Source organism: Synechococcales cyanobacterium CNB (assembly GCA_030263455.1).
Taxonomy (GTDB): Bacteria; Planctomycetota; Phycisphaerae; order Phycisphaerales; family UBA1924; genus CAADGN01.
This window is the reverse complement of sequence record SZOZ01000001.1, coordinates 37070-59316: the sequence shown is the minus strand read 5'-3', so window position 1 is coordinate 59316 and position 22247 is coordinate 37070. Positions and strand designations below refer to the sequence as shown.

General features: G+C 67.0%; 16 protein-coding genes, 1 tRNA gene and 2 pseudogenes. 10 read left to right on the top strand and 9 right to left on the bottom strand.

Features of this window, described 5'->3' with window-relative positions; translation table 11 throughout:
• Positions 1 to 61: 61 nt before the first annotated feature.
• The 3 genes from FBT69_00245 to FBT69_00235 all read right to left on the bottom strand — a co-directional run bounded on the left by FBT69_00245 (position 62) and on the right by FBT69_00235 (position 4897).
• Positions 62 to 1774 (bottom strand): pilus assembly protein PilB, encoded by a 1713-nt coding sequence (locus FBT69_00245; GenBank protein MDL1903234.1) that lies wholly within the window; start codon positions 1772 to 1774, stop codon positions 62 to 64.
• Between the two features lie 219 nt (positions 1775 to 1993).
• Entirely contained in the window at positions 1994 to 3112 is a 1119-nt protein-coding gene (locus tag FBT69_00240) for a type IV pilus twitching motility protein PilT (GenBank protein ID MDL1903233.1), read from the bottom strand.
• Between the two features lie 42 nt (positions 3113 to 3154).
• Positions 3155 to 4897: a type II/IV secretion system protein gene (locus FBT69_00235; protein MDL1903232.1), complete on the bottom strand. Its 1743-nt coding sequence runs from the start codon at positions 4895 to 4897 to the stop codon at positions 3155 to 3157.
• Positions 4898 to 5126: 229 nt separating this feature from the next.
• Here FBT69_00235 and FBT69_00230 point away from each other — a divergent pair, with 229 nt between their 5' ends.
• The 4 genes from FBT69_00230 (at position 5127) to FBT69_00215 (ending at position 9231) form a co-directional block, all read left to right on the top strand.
• Entirely contained in the window at positions 5127 to 5840 is a 714-nt protein-coding gene (locus tag FBT69_00230; GenBank protein MDL1903231.1) for a phosphopantothenoylcysteine decarboxylase, read from the top strand.
• The gene (locus FBT69_00225; protein ID MDL1903230.1) at positions 5824 to 7536 is read left to right on the top strand and encodes a methyltransferase domain-containing protein; all 1713 of its coding nucleotides are present in this window, start codon (positions 5824 to 5826) and stop codon (positions 7534 to 7536) included. The genes FBT69_00230 and FBT69_00225 overlap by 17 nt, the downstream gene beginning before the upstream one ends.
• A gap of 41 nt (positions 7537 to 7577) precedes the next feature.
• The gene (locus tag FBT69_00220) at positions 7578 to 9128 is read left to right on the top strand and encodes a hypothetical protein (GenBank protein MDL1903229.1); all 1551 of its coding nucleotides are present in this window, start codon (positions 7578 to 7580) and stop codon (positions 9126 to 9128) included.
• A 30-nt stretch (positions 9129 to 9158) separates the two neighbouring features.
• Positions 9159 to 9231 (top strand) — tRNA-Gly (locus FBT69_00215).
• A 7-nt stretch (positions 9232 to 9238) separates the two neighbouring features.
• On the opposite strand, the gene FBT69_00210 is transcribed toward FBT69_00215, so the two are convergent.
• The 3 genes and pseudogenes from FBT69_00210 to FBT69_00200 all read right to left on the bottom strand — a co-directional run bounded on the left by FBT69_00210 (position 9239) and on the right by FBT69_00200 (position 14620).
• The gene (locus FBT69_00210; protein MDL1903228.1) at positions 9239 to 10651 is read right to left on the bottom strand and encodes a sodium:solute symporter; all 1413 of its coding nucleotides are present in this window, start codon (positions 10649 to 10651) and stop codon (positions 9239 to 9241) included.
• 139 nt (positions 10652 to 10790) lie between these two features.
• Positions 10791 to 11480, bottom strand: coding sequence for a DUF1579 domain-containing protein (locus FBT69_00205; protein MDL1903227.1), 690 nt, complete (start codon positions 11478 to 11480; stop codon positions 10791 to 10793).
• A 383-nt stretch (positions 11481 to 11863) separates the two neighbouring features.
• Positions 11864 to 14620, bottom strand: a pseudogene (locus tag FBT69_00200) (hypothetical protein).
• Positions 14621 to 15001: 381 nt separating this feature from the next.
• Here FBT69_00200 and FBT69_00195 point away from each other — a divergent pair.
• Entirely contained in the window at positions 15002 to 15295 is a 294-nt protein-coding gene (locus FBT69_00195; protein MDL1903226.1) for a hypothetical protein, read from the top strand.
• A 7-nt stretch (positions 15296 to 15302) separates the two neighbouring features.
• On the opposite strand, the gene FBT69_00190 is transcribed toward FBT69_00195, so the two are convergent.
• Positions 15303 to 16106 (bottom strand): TetR/AcrR family transcriptional regulator, encoded by an 804-nt coding sequence (locus FBT69_00190; protein MDL1903225.1) that lies wholly within the window; start codon positions 16104 to 16106, stop codon positions 15303 to 15305.
• On the opposite strand from FBT69_00190, the gene FBT69_00185 reads away from it, so the two are divergent.
• The 3 genes and pseudogenes from FBT69_00185 (at position 16026) to FBT69_00175 (ending at position 18993) form a co-directional block, all read left to right on the top strand.
• Positions 16026 to 16583 (top strand): OsmC family protein, encoded by a 558-nt coding sequence (locus FBT69_00185; GenBank protein ID MDL1903224.1) that lies wholly within the window; start codon positions 16026 to 16028, stop codon positions 16581 to 16583. The two genes, FBT69_00190 and FBT69_00185, sit on opposite strands and share 81 nt — an antisense overlap.
• A gap of 114 nt (positions 16584 to 16697) precedes the next feature.
• Positions 16698 to 18343, top strand: a pseudogene (locus tag FBT69_00180) (tetratricopeptide repeat protein).
• An 83-nt stretch (positions 18344 to 18426) separates the two neighbouring features.
• Entirely contained in the window at positions 18427 to 18993 is a 567-nt protein-coding gene (locus FBT69_00175; GenBank protein MDL1903223.1) for a hypothetical protein, read from the top strand.
• 5 nt (positions 18994 to 18998) lie between these two features.
• Here the strand turns inward: FBT69_00175 and FBT69_00170 are convergent, their stop codons facing one another.
• Positions 18999 to 20249: a fibro-slime domain-containing protein gene (locus FBT69_00170; protein MDL1903222.1), complete on the bottom strand. Its 1251-nt coding sequence runs from the start codon at positions 20247 to 20249 to the stop codon at positions 18999 to 19001.
• Between the two features lie 250 nt (positions 20250 to 20499).
• On the opposite strand from FBT69_00170, the gene FBT69_00165 reads away from it, so the two are divergent.
• Positions 20500 to 20844: an HPF/RaiA family ribosome-associated protein gene (locus tag FBT69_00165; protein ID MDL1903221.1), complete on the top strand. Its 345-nt coding sequence runs from the start codon at positions 20500 to 20502 to the stop codon at positions 20842 to 20844.
• An 18-nt stretch (positions 20845 to 20862) separates the two neighbouring features.
• On the opposite strand, the gene FBT69_00160 is transcribed toward FBT69_00165, so the two are convergent.
• A complete protein-coding gene (locus FBT69_00160; GenBank protein ID MDL1903220.1) occupies positions 20863 to 21585 on the bottom strand; it encodes a DUF1559 domain-containing protein in 723 nt (240 codons plus the stop codon).
• A gap of 243 nt (positions 21586 to 21828) precedes the next feature.
• Between FBT69_00160 and FBT69_00155 the strand changes: the two genes are divergently transcribed.
• On the top strand, positions 21829 to 22185 hold the full coding sequence (locus FBT69_00155) for an RNA-binding protein (GenBank protein ID MDL1903219.1): 357 nt from the start codon (positions 21829 to 21831) through the stop codon (positions 22183 to 22185).
• Positions 22186 to 22247 lie beyond the last annotated feature (62 nt).

Here is a 22247-nt window from a genome sequence, read left to right as displayed (position 1 = left end):
TCCGCCGTCGCCGCCGGGGACCGGCGGCGCGTGCGCGCTCCTCCGCGCGCACGCCGCCGCGTCAGTCCTCTTCGGCGATGGTCTCCCGCACCACCTCGTCGATCGTCGTCTGGCCCTCGTAGATGGCCAGCAATCCCGCGTCGCGAAGCGAACGCATCCCGCGTCGCTTCGCATGGTCACGCAACACGCTGGTGCTCACCTCCTGCATCACCAGTTCGCGCATCGCGTCGTCAATCTCCATGATCTCGAACAGCGCCATCCGCCCCCGGAACCCGGACTTGTGGCAGTTGTCGCACCCGCGCCCCCGGAAGAACCGGCGGCCACGCACCGTCTCAGGCGTCAACGCGAGCTCCATCAACTCCTCTTCCGTCGGCGTGTACTCCTCGCGGCACTTCGGGCAGATCGTCCGCACCAGCCGCTGCGCCACGATGCCCTCCAGCGTCGCGGTCAGCAGGAACGCCTCCAGCCCGAGATCGACCAGGCGGATGATCGAACTCGGCGCGTCGTTCGTGTGCAGCGTCGTCAGCACGAGGTGGCCCGTCAGCGACGCCTGCACCGCGATCTGGGCCGTCTCGAGGTCTCGAATCTCGCCGACGAGAATGATGTCCGGATCCTGACGGAGGAAACTGCGGAGAGCGCGGGCGAACGTCAACCCCACTTCCTCGTTCATCTGGCACTGGCACAGACCGTCGATGTCGTACTCGACCGGATCCTCTGCCGTCAGAATCTTCGTCTCCACGTCGTTCAGTTCGGCCAGCGCAGCGTAGAGCGTGGTTGTCTTGCCCGAACCGGTCGGGCCGGTCACGATCACGATGCCGTTGGGCTTCTGGATCAGCTTGCGGAAACGCGCCAGGTCGTCCTCGCGGAAGCCGATGCGCTCCAGACTCAGCTCGACGTTCGAGCGGTCCAGCACGCGCATCACCACGCTCTCCCCCCACATCGTCGGCAGAACCGCGACGCGGAGGTCCACCGGGTTCCCACCCACCATCAGCTCGATGCGGCCGTCCTGCGGCAGGCGACGCTCCGCGATGTCCAGGTGCGACATGACCTTGATGCGGCTGGTGATCGCCGGGCCGAGATGCTTCGGAGGGGGCACCATCTCGTACAGCACGCCGTCGATGCGGTACCGCATCTTGAACTCGTTCTCGAACGGCTCGAAGTGGATGTCCGAAGCGCGGTCCTTGATCGCCTGCAGCAGCACGAGGTTCAGCAGCTTGATGACCTGGTTGTCCTCCGCGGCCTCAAGCACCGCGTCGAGGTCGATCGACGCCCCGCCCTTGTCGAGCGCCTTGAACCGGTCGTCCGCCGCCAGGCCCGAGACCACGTCCATCACGGACTCGGTCTTGGAGTAATGCTTCTGGATGAGGGAGTCGATCGCGGCCGCGTCCGCGACGACAGCCTCCACGTTGAAGCCCATGAGCAGGCGAAGGTCGTCCACGGCCCGGAAGTTGTCCGGGCTTTTCAGGGCGATCTTCAGCCGCTTGCTCTTCGGATTAAACTCGATCGGAACGACTTGGTAGGTCTGCGCGTTCTCAGAAGGAATCGCGGCGAGGGCTTCCTCGGGAATCTCCATCTTGGAAAGATCCACGTATGCCATGCCCGCCTGACCAGCGAGACCCTCGGATACATCCCGCTCCGAGCAATACCCCAACTCGATCAGGAGCTGACCGATCGGAACCCGGCGGGTCTTCTGGATCGCCAAAGCTTCGTGAACCTGCTCGCGAGTCACATGGCCGAGCTTGGTCAGCACCCGACCAAGCTTCCTGCCTTTCAGTTCTGCCGGATCAATCGCCGTCACAGCACGACTCCTGCCGACCGGAACCGTTCTCTCGAATCAGCCCCGACCGAACCCCTATTCGACACAATAACCGACCAAGATGCGACGGAACAAGCGGAAACGACCCGTTGATTCAATGCGACTCGTTGGTTTTTGAACACACAAGGGCCAAGAGAACTGACCCTGAATGCAGAACAAAAACCTTACTAATTGGCCTCATTCGTTGCCGTCGAACTCGGTGTCCCACTCGGTCCGACCGACAGTTCTGCCGAGACGGTGGACCTTGTCGCGCAGGTCGCCTGGGTTCTTGGACTTGTCGATCATCTCCTCCGCCGAGATGATCCCCTTGGAGTACAGCGACCAGAGGTGGTCGTCCAGCAACTGCATGCCGAACTTCTTGCCGGTCTGGATCATGGAGTCGATGCGGAAGGTCTTGGCATCCCGGATGAGGTTGGAAATGGCCGGGGTAACCACCAAGAATTCGTAGGCCGCCACGCGGCCAGGTGTATCGATCCGGGCGAGCAGCTGCTGGCTCAGGACAGCGATCATGGCGGTCGACAGCTGGACTCGGACCTGGTTCTGCTGGGAGACAGGGAAAGCGTCCACGACACGGTCGATAGTCTTGGCCGCGCCGTTGGTGTGCAGGGTGGCGAAGACCAGGTGGCCCGTCTCGGCGGCACGGATTGCGGCCTCGATGGTTTCGAGGTCACGCATCTCGCCGACGAGGATCACGTCCGGGTCCGAACGGAGCACGCGGCGGAGAGCCTCGGCGAAGCTCGGCACGTCGTTGCCCACCTCGCGCTGGTTCACGATCGAGGTCTTGTGCCCGTGGTAGTACTCGATGGGGTCTTCCATCGTGACGATGTGACGGTCGAGGTTGGTGTTGACGTAGTCGATCATCGTCGCCAGCGAGGTGGTCTTGCCCGAACCGGTCGGGCCGGTCACAAGAAAGAGGCCCTGCGGCCGCCGGATGAGTTCCATGACGATGGGCGGCAGGCCGATCTGCTCGAAGGTGAGCAGTTTGTTCGGAATCTGCCGCAGGACGATGGCGATGTCGCCCTTCTGCCGGAAGACGGAGACGCGGAAGCGTGCCGCGTCGCCGTAGGCAAAGCCGAAGTCCGTGCCGCCGACCTCCTGGAGTTCCTGCTGGTTCCGTTCCGGCGTGATGGACTTCATCAGGCCGACCATGTCATCGGAGTCGAGCACCTTGGTCTGGAGGTTGCGCAGGTGGCCGTGGAGACGGATGGTGGGCGTGCGGTTGACGGTGAGGTGAAGGTCGCTGGCGCCGGTACGGACGACGGTGTCGAGCAGCCGGTCGATCTGCATGGTGGACATCGGAACGCTCCATCCGGCGACGCCACGCGGGGCGGCCGGTCATCAGGCCTGTTCATCCACGACCTGCGCGACTCGGGCGATCTCGTCGATCGTGGTCACGCCGGCCAGAATCTTGAGTCGCCCATCGCCGACCAGCGGACGCATGCCGGCGGCGAGGGCGGCGCGGCGCAGGTCCGCGAGCGAAGCGCCCTTGAACGCCATGTCGCGTATCTGCGAGTTCATCTGCATCATCTCGAAGATCGCCTTCCGCCCGCGGAACCCGGTGTTCACGCAGTGCTCGCACCCCACTGCCTTGTAGGCCTTGCCGAGCGCCTCCTCGGCCTTCAGGCCGACCAGCCGGAGGAACTTCGGGTCGAGGTCTTCCGGCTCGGCGAGTTTCTTGCATTTCGTGCACAGGATTCGGATCAGTCGCTGGGCCATGACTGCCTGGATCGACGACGCCACGAGGAACGGCTTGATGCCCATGTCCACGAGACGGGTGATCGCGGACGGCGCATCGTTCGTGTGAAGCGTGGAGAAGACGAGGTGGCCGGTCAGCGCTGCCTGAATGGCGATCTCACCAACCTCCCGATCGCGGATTTCGCCGACAAGGATGACATTCGGAGCCTGACGCAGCATCGAGCGGAGGATCGCCGAGAACGTCAGGCCGATGCCCTCGCGCACCTGACACTGGTTGATGCCCTCGAAGTTGTATTCGACCGGGTCTTCGGCAGTGATGATCTTCTTGTCGGGGCGGTTGAGCACGTCCAGCGCAGAGTAGAGCGTTGTGGTCTTGCCCGATCCGGTCGGTCCGGTGACGAGGAAGATGCCGTTGGGACGGCGGATGATGCGGTTGAAGACGGCGAGGTTGTCCGCCTCGAAGCCGAGGTTTTCGAGGCCGATGCGGACCGAGTCCGGGCGCAGGATACGGAGCACGACCGATTCGCCGTGGTAGGCCGGGCAGGCCGACACGCGGAAGTCGATCATGTGCTCGTCGACCGGGAGCTTGATGCGTCCGTCCTGCGGGACTCGTCGCTCGGCGATGTTCATGCCCGCCATGAGCTTGGTGCGGCTCAGCAGGGCGTTCTGCATGCGCTTGGGCAGGTTGTCGCGCTCGATGCACACACCGTCGATGCGGTAGCGCAGCCTCACCCGGTCGGCCATCGGCTCGATGTGAACGTCCGAGGCCCGCATCTTGACGGCTTCGGTGAGCATCCGGTTGCACAGCTTGACGATCGGGGCGTCATCCGCCGCCACGTCGATGGACTTGTCCACCGAGCGGTCCACGGAGCGGTCGATCGTGCGGTCGATCGAGTCGGTAACGAGCGATTCGCCCGGTTTGGGCTCCGCGGTCAGCGACGCTTTCGGCGCCCCGCCGCCCGCCCCCTCGATGAACCGCCTGATCTGCGAGCGTGACGCGAGCCTCGGCTCGACCTCCACGTTGAGACGGAAGCGGAGCATGTCGAGCAGTTCGAGGTCCATCGGATCATGGATGATGAGTTGCAGACGACCGTTCGACTTGCCCAGCGGGAGGATGAGGTGCTTGCGGACGAGGTCGTCGGGCACGAGTTTCATATCGATCTTGTCGCCCACGCCGTTTGCGGCGAGATCAACGAACTCCATGCCGAACTGGTTGGCGAGGGCCTTGGCGACCTGCTCTTCCTTGGCGAAGCCGAGCTCCACCATCGTCTCGCCCAGGCGCTTGCCCGCGCCGCGCGCCACCCCCACCGCCTGTTCGACCTGTTCCGGAGAGGTCACGCCCCACCCGACCAGGATCTCACCGAGCTTCTTCCGCGATCGTGCCATGACCCGAACGTTTCCCTTCAACCGCACCGGCTGTGGAACGGCCACCCGATCGTAGCGTGTCGCGGAAGCGCCGTGGCGGACACCTCCCCGCGAACACGCTCCTTGACCAGGACAGACTCGATGTCGATCCAGAACCTGCCGACCGAAACGCCGCAGGCGCGGCTACCGCCCCGCCTATGCTGGTTCGTCGGCGTGTTCCATACGCTTGGCGCGGCCGGGTGTTCCGCCGATGACCCGCTCCCGCAGGACACGAATCGTGCCCCAGACCGAGGCAAACCCCGCCGCCGGGCGATGTCTTCTGATCACCGCCGGCCCGACCCACGAACCCATCGACTCGGTGCGCTTCATCGGCAATCGCTCTTCGGGAAGGCTCGGCGTCGCGCTGGCAGACGAGGCAGCAGCACGCGGCTGGCGGGTGACCCTGTTGCTCGGTCCGACGCACCTTTCCCCGAGCCGATCCGGGGTCCGCACGCTCCGCTACCGCACCACCGCCGATCTCGCCTCGCTGCTCGAGAAGGAGCAACCCGCGTGCGACGCTCTCGTCATGGCCGCGGCGGTTGCCGATTATCGACCCAGGACGACACCGGACCAACTCGCGGGCAAGCTCCGACGCGAGAACAAGGCGATGGTGATCGAACTCGAACCGACCCCGGACCTTCTCGCGGCGTGCTCATCCCGGCGCCGACCGCGGCAGATTCTGATCGGCTTCGCGCTCGAACCGGAGGCGGAACTGCTCTCCTCCGCCCGCCGCAAACTCGAACGCAAGCGGGTGGACGCGATCATCGCGAACCCCCTCGAAACCATGGAATCGCCGGACGTTCGGGCGGTCGCCGTGCTGCGCGGCGGTGTCGAGCGCGATGCCGGCCCGGCGATGCCCAAGGCGAAGTTCGCCGGGTGGCTCATGAACCTCGTCGAGGAGTTGGTCGATGCCGCAGGGTCGTGAGCCGACGGATCGACGCCCGGCGTTTCGGCGTTCGGGACCGGGCGGGGCCGCGCCTCGGGAACCGCGTTCCGCTCGCGCACCGTCGGTTGGATCGCGCGATCGGCCGTCGCGCCCTGTCGGCCGCCCGACGGTGATCCACGAGGACGAGCACCTGATCGTGGTAAGCAAGCCTGCCGGCATGGCGCCGCTCCCCAGCCGCTCGGGCACGCCCGGCCCCCCCGCCGGTGCGACGCTGATCGGCTGGTTGCGAAGGTCGATCGCCGGAAGCGAAGCGCGCGGACTTCGCCTTGTGTATTCACCCGAGAACGATGCGTCAGGGCTGGCGGTCTTCGCGCGGTCGGTGCCGATTGCCGAATCGATCAAGTCGGAGTTCACGAGCCGGAAAGCGGACCGCCTTGCGTACACCCTCGTGCTCGGCGAAATGAAAGCAGGTGAGGGGACCGCCGACGGGACGATCCAGACGCAGCTGCGGCGCGACCGTGACGGGCTGTGGCACAGCATCCGGACGGACGAGTTCTCCGGGCCGCGTGCCGCGCCCGGGCCGCGCCGAGGCCCGTCCCGCGCTGCCGCGTCGGCGCGGACACACTATCGGCTGGTCCGAAGTGCAAACGGGCTGAGTCTGCTGCGGTTGCGCCTGGAAACCGACAGGCCGCATCAGGCCCGCGTGCACATGGCCGAACTGGGCCACCCGATTGTGGGCGACCGGCTCTACGGGCGACCGGAGCCGGGCGGACGGCGGACGATCGACCGGCTCGGGCTGCACATCGCCGAGTTGTCGTTCACGCACCCTGGAACGAAGCAATCGGTCCGGTTCAGCAGCCCTCCGCCGCCCGAGTTCCGGCGTGCCGTGGGCGACGAGAGTGCGGCCGAGCGAGACTCCCGCACCGGGAGTGCCAACGTCGGCTGGGAGGATGTCGCGGAGTGGTACGACGAACTGATCGCCGAGCGAGGCAGCGACCACTATGAGCAAGTCATCCTTCCCGGCACCTTCCGTCTCCTCGGATGTGCGGCTGGGGCGCGAGTTCTGGACGTGGCTTGCGGCCAGGGCGTGCTGTCGAGACTCTTGAATGAACGGGGCATGCAGACCGTCGGCATAGACGCCTCGCAGCGGCTGATCGAGGCCGCGACCGCGCGGTCGGGGCCCCTGGGACAGTTCCTGGTCGCGGACGCCAGGGAACTGCCCGGGATGATCGACGACCTCGGCGGGCCGGCCTCCTTCGATGCGGCAGCGTGCGTGATGGCACTGATGAACATCGACCCCGTCGAGCCGCTGCTGCGGGGATGCGCCATGCTGCTGAAGCCCGCAGCGCCGCTGGTCGTCGTGGTGCTGCACCCCGCGTTTCGCGCCCCCGGTCGCACGGCATGGGGGTGGGACAAGGCTCCCGACGGCTCTGCCAGGCAGTATCGCCGGGTGGACGCCTATCTCTCGCTTGAAAGACGCGAGATCGTGATGAACCCTGGCGGCACGGCCGCGGGGGCGCAGGCCATCACGACACCGACCTTCCTCCGACCCGTGGGCTGGTACGCGGCGCGGCTGGCGGATGCGGGATTCATGATCGACTCGGTCGATGAGTGGATCAGCCGCCGCGTGAGCCGGCCGGGGCCGAGGGCTGACGAGGAGAATCGTGCCCGCGGCGAAATCCCGCTATTCCTTGCGCTGCGCGCGCGTGCACGTGTACATGAAGTCGCGAGATGATGCAGGAAGTTGAACCCCAGCGCTAAGATTAGGATGGTGCAATGAGCGAGCAAAAAAACGTAACGGGCGTTCTCAAGACACTCTTGAATGCGATAGCGGATGCGTTGGAATCCGACGCCGAGTTGAAGCGGGCGGCCCAGCGCGTGGCCGGTTTACTGTTCGCGCCGACGACCGCCGCGCCCCCGCGCGAGACCCAGGCTCCGGAGTCGAAACCCGTAGTGCAGGTTGTGCAGCCAAAGGAGCAGATCCGGGGTCCGAAGCAGGTTTTGGAGTTCCGTATCGGCGATTCGGACCCGGTCGAGACGGTGCTGCAGGGAAGCACCGTCCACGCAGTGAGGCCGATCGACCGACCTGAGCCTTCGCCGATCATGACCCACCCGCCCGCGCCGCGTAGCGCGCCGGTGACAACGGCGGACCTGCCCGATCTCGAACTGGTGCGGCGGTCGGCGACGCTCAAAGCACAGGCGTGCGCTGCGCCACCCGGCGCGGCAGCCGAGCGGCTGATGGCGCAGATCGATCGCGTGCGCGAGACCGGCGCTACCCCCGGCGACTTGTGGATGTTCGACCCGAAGCGGCGTGATCCGGAACGCCTCGCGCTCGGAGTATTGGCGTACGAAGCGCTCGCCATCGCGGCCGAACTGGGGCGAGCACTCGACAAGGCGGGGCGCATCCGTCCTGGCGGCGACCTTGAACGGCACTTCGCCCTGATGGCCCAGTCGCAGTCCGCCATCCGGCGCTTCGTCGATGAGCACCGGGACGAAGTGGACACGGATCAGCTGGCGATGTTCCGCTGGCTCCGCACGCTCACGTCGGAGGAACGCTGCGGCATCCTGGTCGAGCGGTACATGCGCCGCGACGACGTGGCGGACCCCGCTGATGCCGCCGCCGTCAAGGCCGCGCTGAAGGCCGAACTCGCCGCGCTCGAGTCATCGCTGAAGGTTCAAAAGATCCTCGACAACCTCAGGTACAAGGCGGAGCGCATCGCGACCGAACCGCTGCCCGCCCCTGACGAAGTGCAGCGGATGGACGAGCTCGTACGCGGGGCCGTCTCGCTCGGTGTGCGAACGAATGAGGGCCGATTGATGCGGGCCTTGGCTCCAGCCGTGGGCGTGCTCGATCCCGGCGTGAACGCGTCCCCCGAGTTCACCGAGGCTCTGGCGCACGCGCGCGCGCGCGCTGAGTCGAGCATACAAACGGATGACTCGGCAACAGACGCGCCGCTCGAACCGATCGTCGCCGAGGCGGCCGCGCTCCTGCAGCGCCGAGGAATCAAGCGCATGGCGATCGCGGGCGGGCTGGACTACCCGGCGCAGCGCCAACGCCTGGAGCGGGACTTCGACCTTGAGGAAGTAACTCGCGTGGAGGCTCAGGCCGACAAGTCGAACGCGGACCTCGGCTCCCGGATCGCGGCGGCGCGCCCTGACCTTGTGCTGGTGACACGGTGGCTGAGCCACTCGCAGACGGACGCGGTCGTCGAGTCGTGTCGATCGCGGGGGGTGCCGTGGGTGCGCCTGCCGTACGAGTCCGGCCTCGGATCGGTGCGGGTCGCGTCGGCGATTCTCGACCAGTTCGGGCGAGTGGCGGCACGCTGACCACAGGCGCGGTACAATCACTCCGCCTTTGCGGGCGTAGCTCAGTTGGTAGAGCGTCAGCCTTCCAAGCTGAATGTCGAGGGTTCGAGTCCCTTCGCCCGCTTTCCCGGTCAGCCGACATCGGCGGCGGTGCCGCCACGGGGCGCCCGACACCCCTTTCCGCGCCTTTTTTCCGCCAACCCGATGACGAAGAACGTCCCCGCGGAGCATCCGAGCGACGCCATGAACGGCGCGTCGATCGGGAAGAGGTAGTTGAACACCAGCGCGCTGGCGATGCCGACGATGAGCGTCGCCGAGGCCGCCCACAGGCCGCCGAAGCCGGTCAGCAGGCCCATCACGCCGACGACGGCGATGCCCGCGGTACCGAACGAATCGCTCTCCATGACGAGGTCGAGGATGCTCGTCCCTCGAAGGGCGATGAGGCAGCACGCGACGCCCGACAGGACGACGACGAGCCTCGCCGCGACGAGCCGGCGACGCTGCGTCATCATGCGCGCGGGGAGCAGGTCGTTCGAGACCAGGGCGCCGATGGCGAGGATTGTGGAATCGACGGTCGAGAGAATCGCGGAGACCAGCGCGCCGACGAACACCACGTAGACGACGGGGTGCAGCAGTTCTCGCGCGGCCACCGGGATGAACGAGTCCTGCGCGTCCTCAGAGAGGTCCATGCCGAGGTGTGCGCCGAGCAGGCCGATGACGACCGGCACCGCGCCGAAGACCAGATACAGGCCTCCGCCCATGAGAGCGGCGTTGCGCGCGACGGTCGCGGTTCGGCATGCGAGAACCCGTGACGCCGTCTCCTGCACGATCAGCGCGCCGATGACCGGCACGAGCCAGGTGTCGAGCCTCGTCCAGATCGACTCGCCGGCGGGCACGAGCGCGAGTTGCGTGGGTTCGATCATGGCGACGGCCTCGGCCGGCCCGCCGAATCGCATCACGAGAGCGACCGCCATCGCCAGCACGCCGACGAGGACGATCGAACCCTGCACGGCATCGGTGATGACGTCGCCGAGAAGACCGCCCAGGAGCGTGTAGGTGATGACGAGCACGGCGGCGACGATGATTGCGCCGTCCACGGCGAGCGGCGTTTCAAATGCGAGAACGTGGCCGAAGGCCTTGATCTGGGCCGCGCCCCAGATGAGAGATGTCGGGATCATGACGAGTGCGGCGATACGTTCCGCTCCGACGCCGTAGCGCCCGCGGAAAACCTCGGCGAGCGTCGCGCTCTCCGTCCTTCTCATGCGGGCCGCGAAGAAGAAACCGAGCAGCAGCAGGCATATCCCGTAACCGAGCGGGTCGGCCCGGCCGCCGGCGAGGCCGTCCGCAGCGATGGAGGCGGACGCACCCATGATGCTCTCGGCAGCGAACCACGTTGCAAAGATGGAGAAGCCGGCAAGCCCAACGCCCAGACGCCTGCCCGCGACGAGATAGTCGTCGCCGGAGGCGATTCGCCGCGACGCCCAGACGCCGATGCCGAGCTGGACGGCGACGAAGGCCAGGATGCCGAGCGCGACGATCGTCATCGGGCGGGGAGTATACGGGTCGGAGGCAGCCCCGCGGGGCGGGATGCGGAAGGGAATGAAACGCCCCGCGCCGTGGGAACGGACGCGGGGCGGCGTGTCCTGCGTGGATGTCGCGCGCGAATGCGCGAGCGCAGCCCGGTCAGCGGGTCGAGCCGGAGATGGTGCGAGGTGCGGCGGCGGGAGCGCGCGTGTACGCGATCTCCATCATCTTGAACTCCTTGCCTGTGGCGGGGTCCGGCCCGAACATCTCGAGCGTCATCGTGTCCTTGCCGGTGCGCCGCTCGACCTCCCGCATGATGGTGGGCTTCTTGGTAATCGGACAGTTGTAGATGAACTTCCAGCTGAGCGTCTTACCGTCGGTATCGAGCTCGCCGCTTCCGGTCATCATGCCGGTGCCGAAGTTGTCGATCCACGTGCTCTGGAACTTCTGCGAGACGTTGTCGTAGCCCGTGAGTCCGAAGCCCATGAACGGCCCCATGCCGGGCATCTCACCGGCGGTCTCGACCTTGATGAACCGCCCGTCCATGATCGAGGTGATTGTGGTCGTGCACGTGCTCACCGAAGGCTCGGTCCCCGGCGCCATCCACATGGTGACCTTGCCCGCCCACGTGCCGACGCCCTGCACGAGGTACTCGTGCATCTTGCCGGGCGTGGCGGCCTCGATGCACGCCTGCATGTCCGCTTCGCTCATCCCGCCAGGAAGTGCCTGCTCGGGCTGCGCGGGCGGTTTCACCGCCGCGGGCTTGCCGTCCTGCGTCGCCTGGCCGAGAGCGAACGAACACGACACTGCGACCACGCCCACGACCGTCAGAAGTGACTTCGCGCTCATCTGAACCTCCGGAACGATTGAAGTCCGGCGCGTCCGCCATCCCAACGCGGGTGCGGAGCGCCAGCGGGATCAGGATAGCACGGGTAGCGCCGCCGAGGGCGGCTCGGGGAGGCCAAGCGATCGCCGCGGTCGGCGTGCGTTCGTAGCGGACGTTCCACGAACACGCACGGCTACGGGCAGCCCGCGGACCACGCGTTCAGGAACGAAATGAAGTCGATCGTGTTGACGACGCCATCCCGGTTGAAGTCCGCGAGCGCATCGGCCGCTACGAAGGCGTTGAGGTAGACAACGACGTCGATCGTGTTGATGACGAGGTCGCCGTTCACGTCCGGGCTGCCTTGGCCGCCGGGGAACGTGCCGCCGTCCGCCGGGTCGGTGCAGACGTCAATCTCGTCGCGGTCGAACCAGCCGTCGCGATCGCGGTCGATGCCGAGACGTGCGGCCGACCCGGCGACAACGATCGTGAACGTGACTTCCCCACCACCGGGCTGCGCCATCGACACGAGGTCGCCCGACGTGTGCTGCTGCGACGCGCGGTCGGACTGGAAGTTGCCCGCGCCCAAGTACTGCCAGCCCCGCTGCTCCCCGCCGACGCGGCCCTTGGCGACCATGCCGATGCGAGGCGAAGCGTCCACGAGCGCTCGCAGTTGCGTGAGACGGATGATGGCGCTCGTGTCGCCCGAGTCCCTGACCGTCACCTGCATCCCCACTGCCGCGTGGGTGTCGAGGCTCGGCGGCCCCGGCGGAACGAGCATGTTGTTGGGGGAACCCGGGGGCAGGTCCGAACCGGAGAGGCAGAGCATGAAGGCGACCAGGTTGGCGATCTCCTGGTCGTTCTGCACGTTGAAGGCCGGCTCCGCGACAAACCGGGCGAGCGAGTCGATGCTGCCGTCATGCAGGAAGCCGAACCCCGCGAGGCTTTCAGTCTTCGTCATTTCCATACCGACCTTTTCGTGCAGGTTCCGCAGGTGAGGGATCTTCGTGGAGCGGTTGGTGGTGCCGTCCACGGAGACGAGGGCGAGGTGGCGCTCGCCGAGCGGGCCGGGCGGAATCTGCACGAACTGATTGCCCTGCCAGGTCACGTCCGGCCCCGCGCCGGTGGGCAGCGTATGGCACGTCACGCAGGCGAACACGCCCTGGTCGAGACGACGCGCGGTCGAGCGGTACAGGTCTCGCCCCGCGACGGCATTCCCGTTCGGCAACGGCTGGCCGGCCGGCGCGAACCGCCCCGGCGTGTAGTGACCCGGCAGAGGCAGGTTCGTCGGAAGCGTGTTGTCGGCATTGCGGAACGGGTTGGGTGGAAACTGGATCGTCGCCAGAAAGTCCTCGAAGTCCTGCATCTGCTGCGGCGTCAGCGGGCCGTCCGCGCCGTTCAGACCCACGAATGCGGGATTGAACTGCTCGATGCCGTCGCGGTCGCCGCGCCAATGGTGCGGCTCAAGACCGATGATGTGCTGAAGTGTCTGCGTCGTCATCGGCCCCTTCATGGGGTGGTGCGGCAGGAACGGGAGCGGGGTCGTCGGCGGCGCAAGGCCCGTGATCCCCGCGCCGAGGTTCCGGTTGTTCAGCAGGTCGAGCTGACCGGCCGGGTTGCCGAGATCCCACGCGAGACGATCCAAGCGCCCGTCAACGTGGCACGACGCGCACGAGGCCTGTCCAAGCCCGCTCGTGGCGTGCGTGTCGTACAAATGGACGCGGCCGCGACGCACAACCGAAGGCGTCGGATCAAAGAACGCAACCCGAGCGACCTCGGACTCGCCGGCGAGATCGACCACGGAAACCGTGCCCTCGAAGCGGTTGAGGACATACAGAACGCCGCGCGACTCGTCGAGCGCGAGCCCCGCGGGGCCCGCTCCAACGGGGATCGTGTCCCCAAGGCCCGCCCTGTTGCCCGCCGGGTCGATGACGATGAGGTTGTTCGACCCCATGCCCGCGACGTAGCCGACCGAGCCGTCGGCCCGCCAGACGATGGCGCGCGGATCGCCGACCGAGCGCACGCGCTCCATCATCGGCACACGGTTGGTCGAATAGTCCAGGTGCGGATTGAGATCGACGATCCACGGCGAATCCGGCGCGGCGGGATCGACCATCGCGGCGTGAACTCGCACGAACCGGCCCGCCACGTTCGGCTCGAACCGGATTTCGTTGATCGCGTCCGTACCGACGACCGTGACGACACCCGTGGCAGGATTCACGCCGATCGCCATGCAGACGTTCATCAGCCGTCGCACATAACTGACCGAGAGCGAGTTCGCATCGATCACCGCAAGGTCGCGGTCGGGAACGTCCCATCCGACCGGTCGGCCCGAGAGCGCGGCCGAAGAGCCTGAGACAAACTCGGTCCAATCCGTGCCGTTGTCATCCCGCCATCGGCCATGATCGTCCTTCTTCACGATCAGTCCGACCCCCGGCGGCGGCGGCAGGTTCGGATTCAGCGGCGGCTCAAACCCGTTGCCCGAGTTCGGGGGCGGATTCAGCCCACCGTAGGGTCCGCTCGGATGGTTCACGACGTTCGGTGGGAAGTCGAGCGTCGTGAAGACCTCGATGCCTCCGCCGAGCAGCGTCGATCCGTTGCCGGATTCGAAGATGGCAACGTAGACCGTCGAGCCGTCGGGGCTGACGGCCATCGCTCGCGGATCCTCACCGAGGATCGGCACCTGCGTGATCGGTGTGGACGGATTCAGCGGGTCGAAGACCTGCACAAGGTCGGCCTGGGAGCAGGTCACGAAAGCCCGTGGAGGATTGCCCGCGAAGACCACGTCGTACGGCTCGTCGTCGGTGTCGATCGTCTGCACGACCGTCATCGTGTTCAGGTCCACGATGCTGATCGTGTCAGAGACGTGGTTGACGACCCAGGCCTCGCTTGCCGTCCGGGCGCGAACCGTCACGGGGTCGATCCCGACCGGAATCGAACCGATCCACGAAGGTGCAGCGCCACGAGCGTCGAAGACCTCCAGCCGGGCGTCCGGTGTGTTCACGACCAGCAGGAGCGAGCCGTCGGGTGTGAGTTCAAGCGGGTGGCAGGGCGGGTTCTCCCAGTTCGGGAACCACGGGATGGCGCGATCGACCATCTGGGCCCGAACCGCAGAGACCGAGGTCATCACGACGGCAACCCACACAACCGCCCGACAGATCGACATGGCTCTCGCCCTCCAAAGTCCGAACGTGCCGCCGCTACCTTGGCGGCAGCAGGCAGGATAACGCGGAAGGGCGGGGTTGCGCACACCCGAGTCAGCGGATTCTGATCGCGTCGGGCAGACCGGCCCTCCCCAGCGGCACGCCTCCGCACACGCACACCCGGCAGGTCTCTTCACCTCTCGTGCCGTCCGGCGTCGTCGCTACCCTCCCGCATGAACGCTGTCCAGAAACTCCGGCAACTCGTCGGCGAGGTCCGCTTGGGGCCGGCCTCGGCGGCGCAGGCGTGGCCGCTCGCCCAGCGGCTTCTCGCGCGGCTTCCGGTCGATCAGGCCGAGGCGAGTCGCGTCTGCGCAGAACATGACGCGGACGGCCTTGATGCCATCGTGGCGCGACTCGAAAGCCCGACTGCCGATGTCTCGGCGACCGCTTTACCGGACGGTCCGAACATCCCCGAAGAGACACTGAAGTCTGCCATGCGTGCGTACACCAAGCGGCTCAAACTTGCACGCCTCGCTGACGAATCACGGCTGGGGAATCGCTACACGACCGGAGGACGCAAGTCCGCCATCGACGCCATCATCCCGCCCGAGGAGTTCCCGCCCGAGGTCTGGAAGGCGCTCGCCCGCTCGGGCAAACTCCGCGACACCGGCGGCGGGTTCTACGCACCCGTCGAGTAGCCCCGGCTCAGCCCTTGTCCGGGATGTGTCGCTCGACGAGCATCCGTGCGAGCCTTCGGCCGATCTCCGCCGTCTGCGAGCAGCCCGTGACCTGGCGCGTCACGTACGCGCCCTCCAGCACCATGCAGAACTCCTGCGCGAACGCCGCCGGGTCGGTTGCGCCCGCGTAGCCCGCGATCTCGCGGATGATCTCCTCCATGGCCGCCTTGTGCTCGGCGGCGGCCTGGTGGGCGGGATCGTGGTGCATGGGGAACTGGACCGCCACGTTGATGAAGAAGCAGCCGTTGAACTCCTCGCTGTTGAGCATGGCCTCGATGGCGTCGAACGCGCAGAGCAGCTGACCTCGGGGCGAATCGCCGCCGTGCTTGCGCAGCAGCGCGCGGAACTCGTCGCGCCAGAACCTGTCGTGCCAGCGGAGCACCTCCAGCACCAGCGCGTCCTTGCTCTCGAAGTGGTTGTAGAACGTGGTCTTCGTCACGCCCACGGCGTTGATGATCTGGTCCAGCCCGACGGCATGGAAACCGTCCCGATAGAACAGGTCGCCTGCGGTCACGATCAGCCGTTCTCGCGTCGATGTCGCCACTGCACGCTCCTCCGGCGGGGTTGACCACGGGTCAAGGCATTGTGGGCGGTGAGTCAAGTCGCCTTCGACCCCGGGATGCCGAATGGTATCGCGTGCCCGACGGACGATCCCAAGGGCGCGAACACACGGACCACAAGGAGCACGCTCATGCAGTCCACGCAGGCCATCGTCAACGGCATCGACACCGACCGCCTCAAGCGGCTCGTCGCGGACATCTCCCGCGACCACCGCAACGGCGTCGCCTTCTTCGGCGTCACCACGCGCTGGCTCGGCGGGGCCGTCAGCGAGACCGAGGTCAACGGGTGGGAACTCGGGGGCCGCCGGCTCCGCAAGGACTTCACCGTCCGCATCGACGAACCGCCCGAACTCTGCGGCACGAACACCGCCCCGAACCCCCAGGAGTGCCTCCTCGCCGCGATGAACGCCTGCATCATGGCCACTTTCGTCGCCGGCTGCGCCCTGAACGGCATCGAACTCGACAGCCTCGAGGTCGAGTCCGAGGGCGAACTCGACCTGCGCGGCTTCCTCGGCATCGACGCGGCCGTCAAGCCCGGCTACGACGAACTCCGCTACACGATCCGCGTCAAGGGAAGTGGCACGCCCGAGCAGTTCGAGAGGGTCCACCGGGCCGTCATGGCGACATCCCCCAACTACTTCAACATGGCCAACTCCATCCGTCTCAACTCACGGATCGAGATCGAGTGAGCCTCAGCACACCGCGGGACCAGACCCTGGATGGGGCTTGTTTCCCGTGGGGATCGGCGGCGACCGCCGCCGTGGTAGACTGTCCGAAGTCAAGGTGGCACAAGGAGCGATCCCATGCAACGGCTGACTGTTTTCCGGGTCGGGTTGGTCGGGGTTCTGGCTGCGTCGCTGCTCGTCGCCGGGTGCGCGAGCCGGCAGCGCGACACGTACGGTGCCGGCACCGCCTCGCTCTTCGAGAACATGGGAGGGCACACTCGCGCGATCACCACGTCCTCGCCGCTCGCGCAGGAACACTTCAACCAGGGCCTCGCGTGGCTCTACGGGTTCAACCACGATGAGGCCATCCGCTCGTTCCAGAAGGCACAGCGGGCGGACCCGAACTGCGCCATGGCGTGGTGGGGCGAGGCCTACGCCCGCGGCCTGCACATCAACAACCCTCAGATGGGCGAGGAGCAGTCGCGCCTCGCCTACCTCGCCTCGCGTCAGGCAGCCCGGCGCATCAACAACGCAAGCCCAGCCGAGCGTGCCCTGATCCGCGCCGTCGAGCGGCGCTATGCCTGGCCCGCGCCCGAGGATCGCCGACCGCTCGACGAGGCCTACGCGGCGGCGATGGGAGACGCCTACCGCGCGTTCCCGAACGACTCTGACGTCGGCGCGCTCTACGCCGAATCGTTGATGAACCTCCAACCCTGGGACATGTGGACGCACGACGGCCGGCCCAAGCACCGGACGCCCGAGATTGTCGCGGTGCTGGAGCACGTGATGGCGATCGCGCCGAACCACCCCGGCGCCAACCACTTCTACATCCACGCCGTCGAGGCCTCGCCGTGGCCGGAGAAGGCGACGCTCGCTGCCGAGCGACTCGGCACGCTGGTCCCGGGTTCGGGGCACCTGGTCCACATGCCGTCGCACATCTTCATCCGCACGGGGCGGTACTCCGACGCCGCCGTCTCGAACGAACGAGCGATCGCCGCGGACGAGTCGTACTTCGCTGTGGCCCCGCCACCGGACTTCTACAGCCTGTATTTCCTGCACAACGTCCACTTCCTGGCCTACGCGTCGATGATGGAGGGCAGGTACGAGGCCGCCCTCGCCGCGGCGCGCAAGATCGAGCGAGAGATTCCCGAGGAGTTCCTGCGCAACAATGTCGGCATCGCGGACGGATTCATGCCCACGACCCTACACGTCATGGTGCGGTTCGGGAAGTGGGAGGACATCCTCGGCGAGGCTGAGCCCCCGGAGTGGCGTCTGCTGAGCCGCGCCGAGTGGCACTACGCCAGGGCCGTCGCGCTGGCGAACCTGCGCCGCGTTTCGAGTCCGTCGCTGCCGGGATCGGAGACGGGTGGTTCATGCACAACAACCCGGCGTCGAGTGTGATCGGCATCGCCCGCAACATGGCCGCCGGCGAGATCGCCTTCAAGAGCGGCGATCGCGAGCACGCCTTCGCCCTTCTCCGCGAGGCAGTGGCCATGGAGGATGTGCTCGTCTACGACGAACCCCCGGGGTGGATGCAGCCGGTGCGACACGCACTCGGCGCCCTCCTGCTCTCCGACGGCCGGGCCTCCGAGGCGGAAGAGGTCTACAGAGAAGACCTGAAGAAGCACGCCAACAACGGCTGGGCGCTCATCGGGCTGCGACAGGCGCTGGAGGCGCAGGGAAGGACCGCCGAAGCCGACGCCCTCCGGCCCGCACTCGAAGCGGCATGGGCCAGAGCCGACGTGCGACCGACTGCATCGTGCTATTGCCACGAGGGGGGTTGACGCTCCGCTTGACGCCGCTCGGGGATGATGGCAGGCTGTGTCCTCCGGGGCATCCGTGGATTGCCCGGTGAAAGGAACACCGGATGGACATCTTGTTGAGTCTGTGGCTGCCGATCCTGCTGTCGGCGGCGGCCGTGTGGATCGCGTCGGCGATCGCGTGGACCGTTCTCCCGCACCACTCCGGCGACATGAAGGGACTGCCGGACGAAGGCGCCTTCATCGCCGCCATCAAGCAGATGAACATTCCGCCGGGGCGCTACGGATTCCCGCATTGCAGGAGCCACAAGGAGGGCAAGGATCCCGAGTTCCAGAAGAAGTGGGCGGAAGGACCGGGCGGCGAGCTGAACGTGTGGCGTAAGGCGGGCATGGGACGGAACCTGCTCCTCACCTTCCTCGTGCATCTGGTGATCAGTTTCTTCGTGGGCTACATCGCGGCGGCGTCGCTCGCACGCGGCGCGGCGTTCGGCGAAGTCTTTCAGATCGCGGCGACCGCCGGCGTTCTGGGGCACGCTTTCGGCCACCTGCCCAACGGCATCTGGTTCCAGCACGGACGCAACGCCATGATCGCCTGCCTCGCCGACGGCGTCGTGTACGGGCTGATCACGGGGCTGGTGTTCGCGCTGCTCTGGCCGGGCCTTCCGACTCCCTGAACGGGTCAGTCGTGCAGGGCCGAGGATGCCGACCCGAGCCGGCCTGCCGCGCGGAACTCGATGTTGGTGCGGATGACGAGTTCCGCGCCCTCCTCCGTGCGCTGCGCGTAGAAGACGCGGAACACGCACTCGTCGCCGTCATTCAGTTCGAGGCGGTCGATCTCGAGCATCTGCGCCTTGCCCGGCTCAAGCCCGGCCAGGTCGATCGTGAGCCGATCATTGATGTACACCCACACGTCGCCGTCCGTGCGCACCGCGATAAACTGCCCTTTGCACTCGTTGTAGGTGAACGCGATTTCGCCGGCAAACGTGAAGTAGCGGTTGTGCGGGTCGCCCTGGTTGCCGTACAACTCGCCGTCGATCGGGTGGAAGTCGGCCGCGTTGAACTCGTAGACACCATCGCCCACGTGCTCGAAGCGCATCCCCCACGGTGTCGCGGCGTTCACGCCCGGCACGTTCGTGTACCACTGGACGTAGGAATCGTACGAGGTGATCGAGCCGCGGTCGTGGTCCCCAAGGTTGGCGAAGACGTCCGGTCCGTCCCAGCAGCCGTCGCTCGGGCGCAGGTTCGCCGTCGGCGCGAAGATGGCGTCACCACCCCATCTGTTTCCGGCCTTGCACACCGCGGCGTCGTGCGTGACCGCACCTTCGTAGTGCTTGTCGAGCACGATCGTGAAGACGCCTTCCGTCCAAGCATCGTTCGGCATGTCCCACTTGACCCCGAAGTTGCCCGTGGAACCGTCCACGCCGAAGTGGTAGCCCGCGGTCGTGCCGGGCATGACCTGCACCGTCGTCGGCACGCGCAGGAGCCAGTGGCTCAGGTCCTTGCCGGCGACCTCGCGCACCCGGTACGTCCACGAACTCGTGCCGTTCGAGTTGTACGAAACGTCGAGCAGCGAGACCTCGAACCGTTCGCGGTTGAACGCCGGGCGTGCCACGCTCTCGGGCGTCGTCCACTGCCCCGCCTCGGACGCGAGGTGGGCCGGGATCGGTCGCCCCGAGGCGTCGCGTGCCTCGGTCAGCAGCGTGCGCCCGATGTCGGAGAACGACGGAATCTCGCGCCCCGTGATGCGCTCGTTCACCACCGCCACCGCCCGGTCGCCGTACACGCCGGACGGGTGCCCGAAGTCCGGGTGGTCGTTCCGGAAGTCGCGGATGATGCCGGGGAGGATCTGGTACGCCGCCTGAGCGCTCGCCGCGGCGGGCAGGCCGGCGACAGCGAGAATGAGCATCGGCATGGCGGTTCGAGCGTTCATGGACTCATCCTCCCTACGAATGCGCCATCGGCCACGGCCCGGCCGTGCACATGCACACGGACCTACCGGAGATATCGGAAACGCTGACCGTTGCGGCACCCCGCCTCGCCTCTCCCGGGACAAGACCCCACCGGTTGTGGCGATTGTGCCGCGTGCGGGAGGTCCGAAAAGCGCTCAGCCCCACGAACCCCCGAATGGGCGTGGCGTACAGTGAAGGGCGGGCCGAGCGGCGGCGTGCGCCGCGCGGACCATGGACGCCGCCGGGGCAGGGAGAAGCGCGATGCAGTTGCTGCTGAACTGGGGCAACATCCATCACTCCGACGCCGTTGAGAAGCACACACGCGACAAGATCGAGAAGGCGCTCCACCGCTTCGCCGACCGCGTGACACGCGTCGAGGTCCACGTCAACGACCTGAACGGCCCCAAGGCCGGGCGCGACATGCGGTGCATGATGGAGGCGCGGCTCGCGGGGATGCAGCCCATCGCCGTCGAGCACACTGCGTTCGATCTCTACGACGCCATCAACGGTACGGCGGACCGGCTGGAAAGGGCGGTCGCGCGGCGCGTCGACAAGCACTCGCCGACGCACCCGTAACACCGACCATCGAGGGCTTCACCACTTCCCGTTCCGTGCCCCCGGCGCGCACCAGAGCCGTCCCGGGGTGACGTTCAGTTCGTCGTCCCAGTCCGACCGACGGAACCACACGCATGATCCGTCCACGACGGCGACGGTCGCACCCCGCCCGTGCCGCAGCGTCAGACCCTCGGTCGGAAAACTCGACCCGTCGTTCCACGGCGCGCCCGTCGAGCCGTTTTCCTGGCTCTCCCAGACGATCACCGAGTCGGGACGGAACTGGTCAATCCGGTAGGGCGCGGAGGCCAGCCCCCAGTCCAACACCGCCCCGTTCACCAGGTAACTCGTGATCTTCTCCGTCGCGCCCGGGTACGGCTCCTTGTGCGTCGGGCATCGGTACACAGACGCGACCTCGTTCCTGATCAGGAAATGCTTGTCTTCAGGTTCCGGCCCGCCGAGGTACGGCCAAATCACGCCCGTGGATGGCCCGTACATATACGACGCGTGATAGGTGTAGATGCGCGCCGCCGTGTAGAGCCAGCCCCTGCTGTTCATCCCCCAGTTGGGCATCGGCAGTCGGTCCTGAGCGTCGCCCGCATAGGCGTGGAACGCGCCGATGAGTTGCCGAAGGTTGGTCGTGCAGACCGCCTGCCGTGCCGTTTCCCTTGCCTTGCCCATCGCGGGGAGCAACAGCCCGATGAGCAGGGCGATGATCGCCACCACCACCAGCAACTCGATCAAGGTGAACGCGGTTCGTCTCATTCGCAGGTTCCGCTCGTGCCGAGCGGCTGACCGGATGGTACCGGAAAGCAGCGCCGGTGCCGAGGCCCGTCGCCGGATTGTGTCCACCGGGGGGTTGCAGCGGGGGAGGGGGCGTGTGGTATGATGGCGCGGGTCCGGGCGGCGGCCTTGCGGAAGGCCGGGCCGGGGCAGCCGAAGCCGGTCCAGGCCGAGAGTGGATAGCGTCGGTGGTTGGGAAGTCTCTCGGGATGGACTGTTTCGGACATGCGGATCTACGTCGGGAATCTGCCGTTCAGCGTCACTGACGCCGAGTTGTCGGAACTCTTCGCTCCCTTCGGCGCGGTGCAGGATGCCCGTGTCATCACCGACCGCGAGACAGGCCGCTCGCGCGGGTTCGGCTTCGTCGAGATGGGCGACTCGGACGCCCGTGCGGCCATCGAGGCCCTGCACGACAAGCCCATGGGCGGACGACCACTCGTCGTCAACGAGGCCAAGGAGCGCGCCCCGCGACAGGGCGGAGGCGGCGGCTACGGAGGCGGGGGCGGGTACGGTGGTGGTGGAGGCGGAGGATACGGCGGGGGCCGTGGCGGGCGCGGCGGCGGCGGACGCGGCGGGTGGTAGAACCGGACATCCTCCGGCACGCTCTCACCGGCCCGCGATTCAGCGGGCCGTTTCTTTGGGGC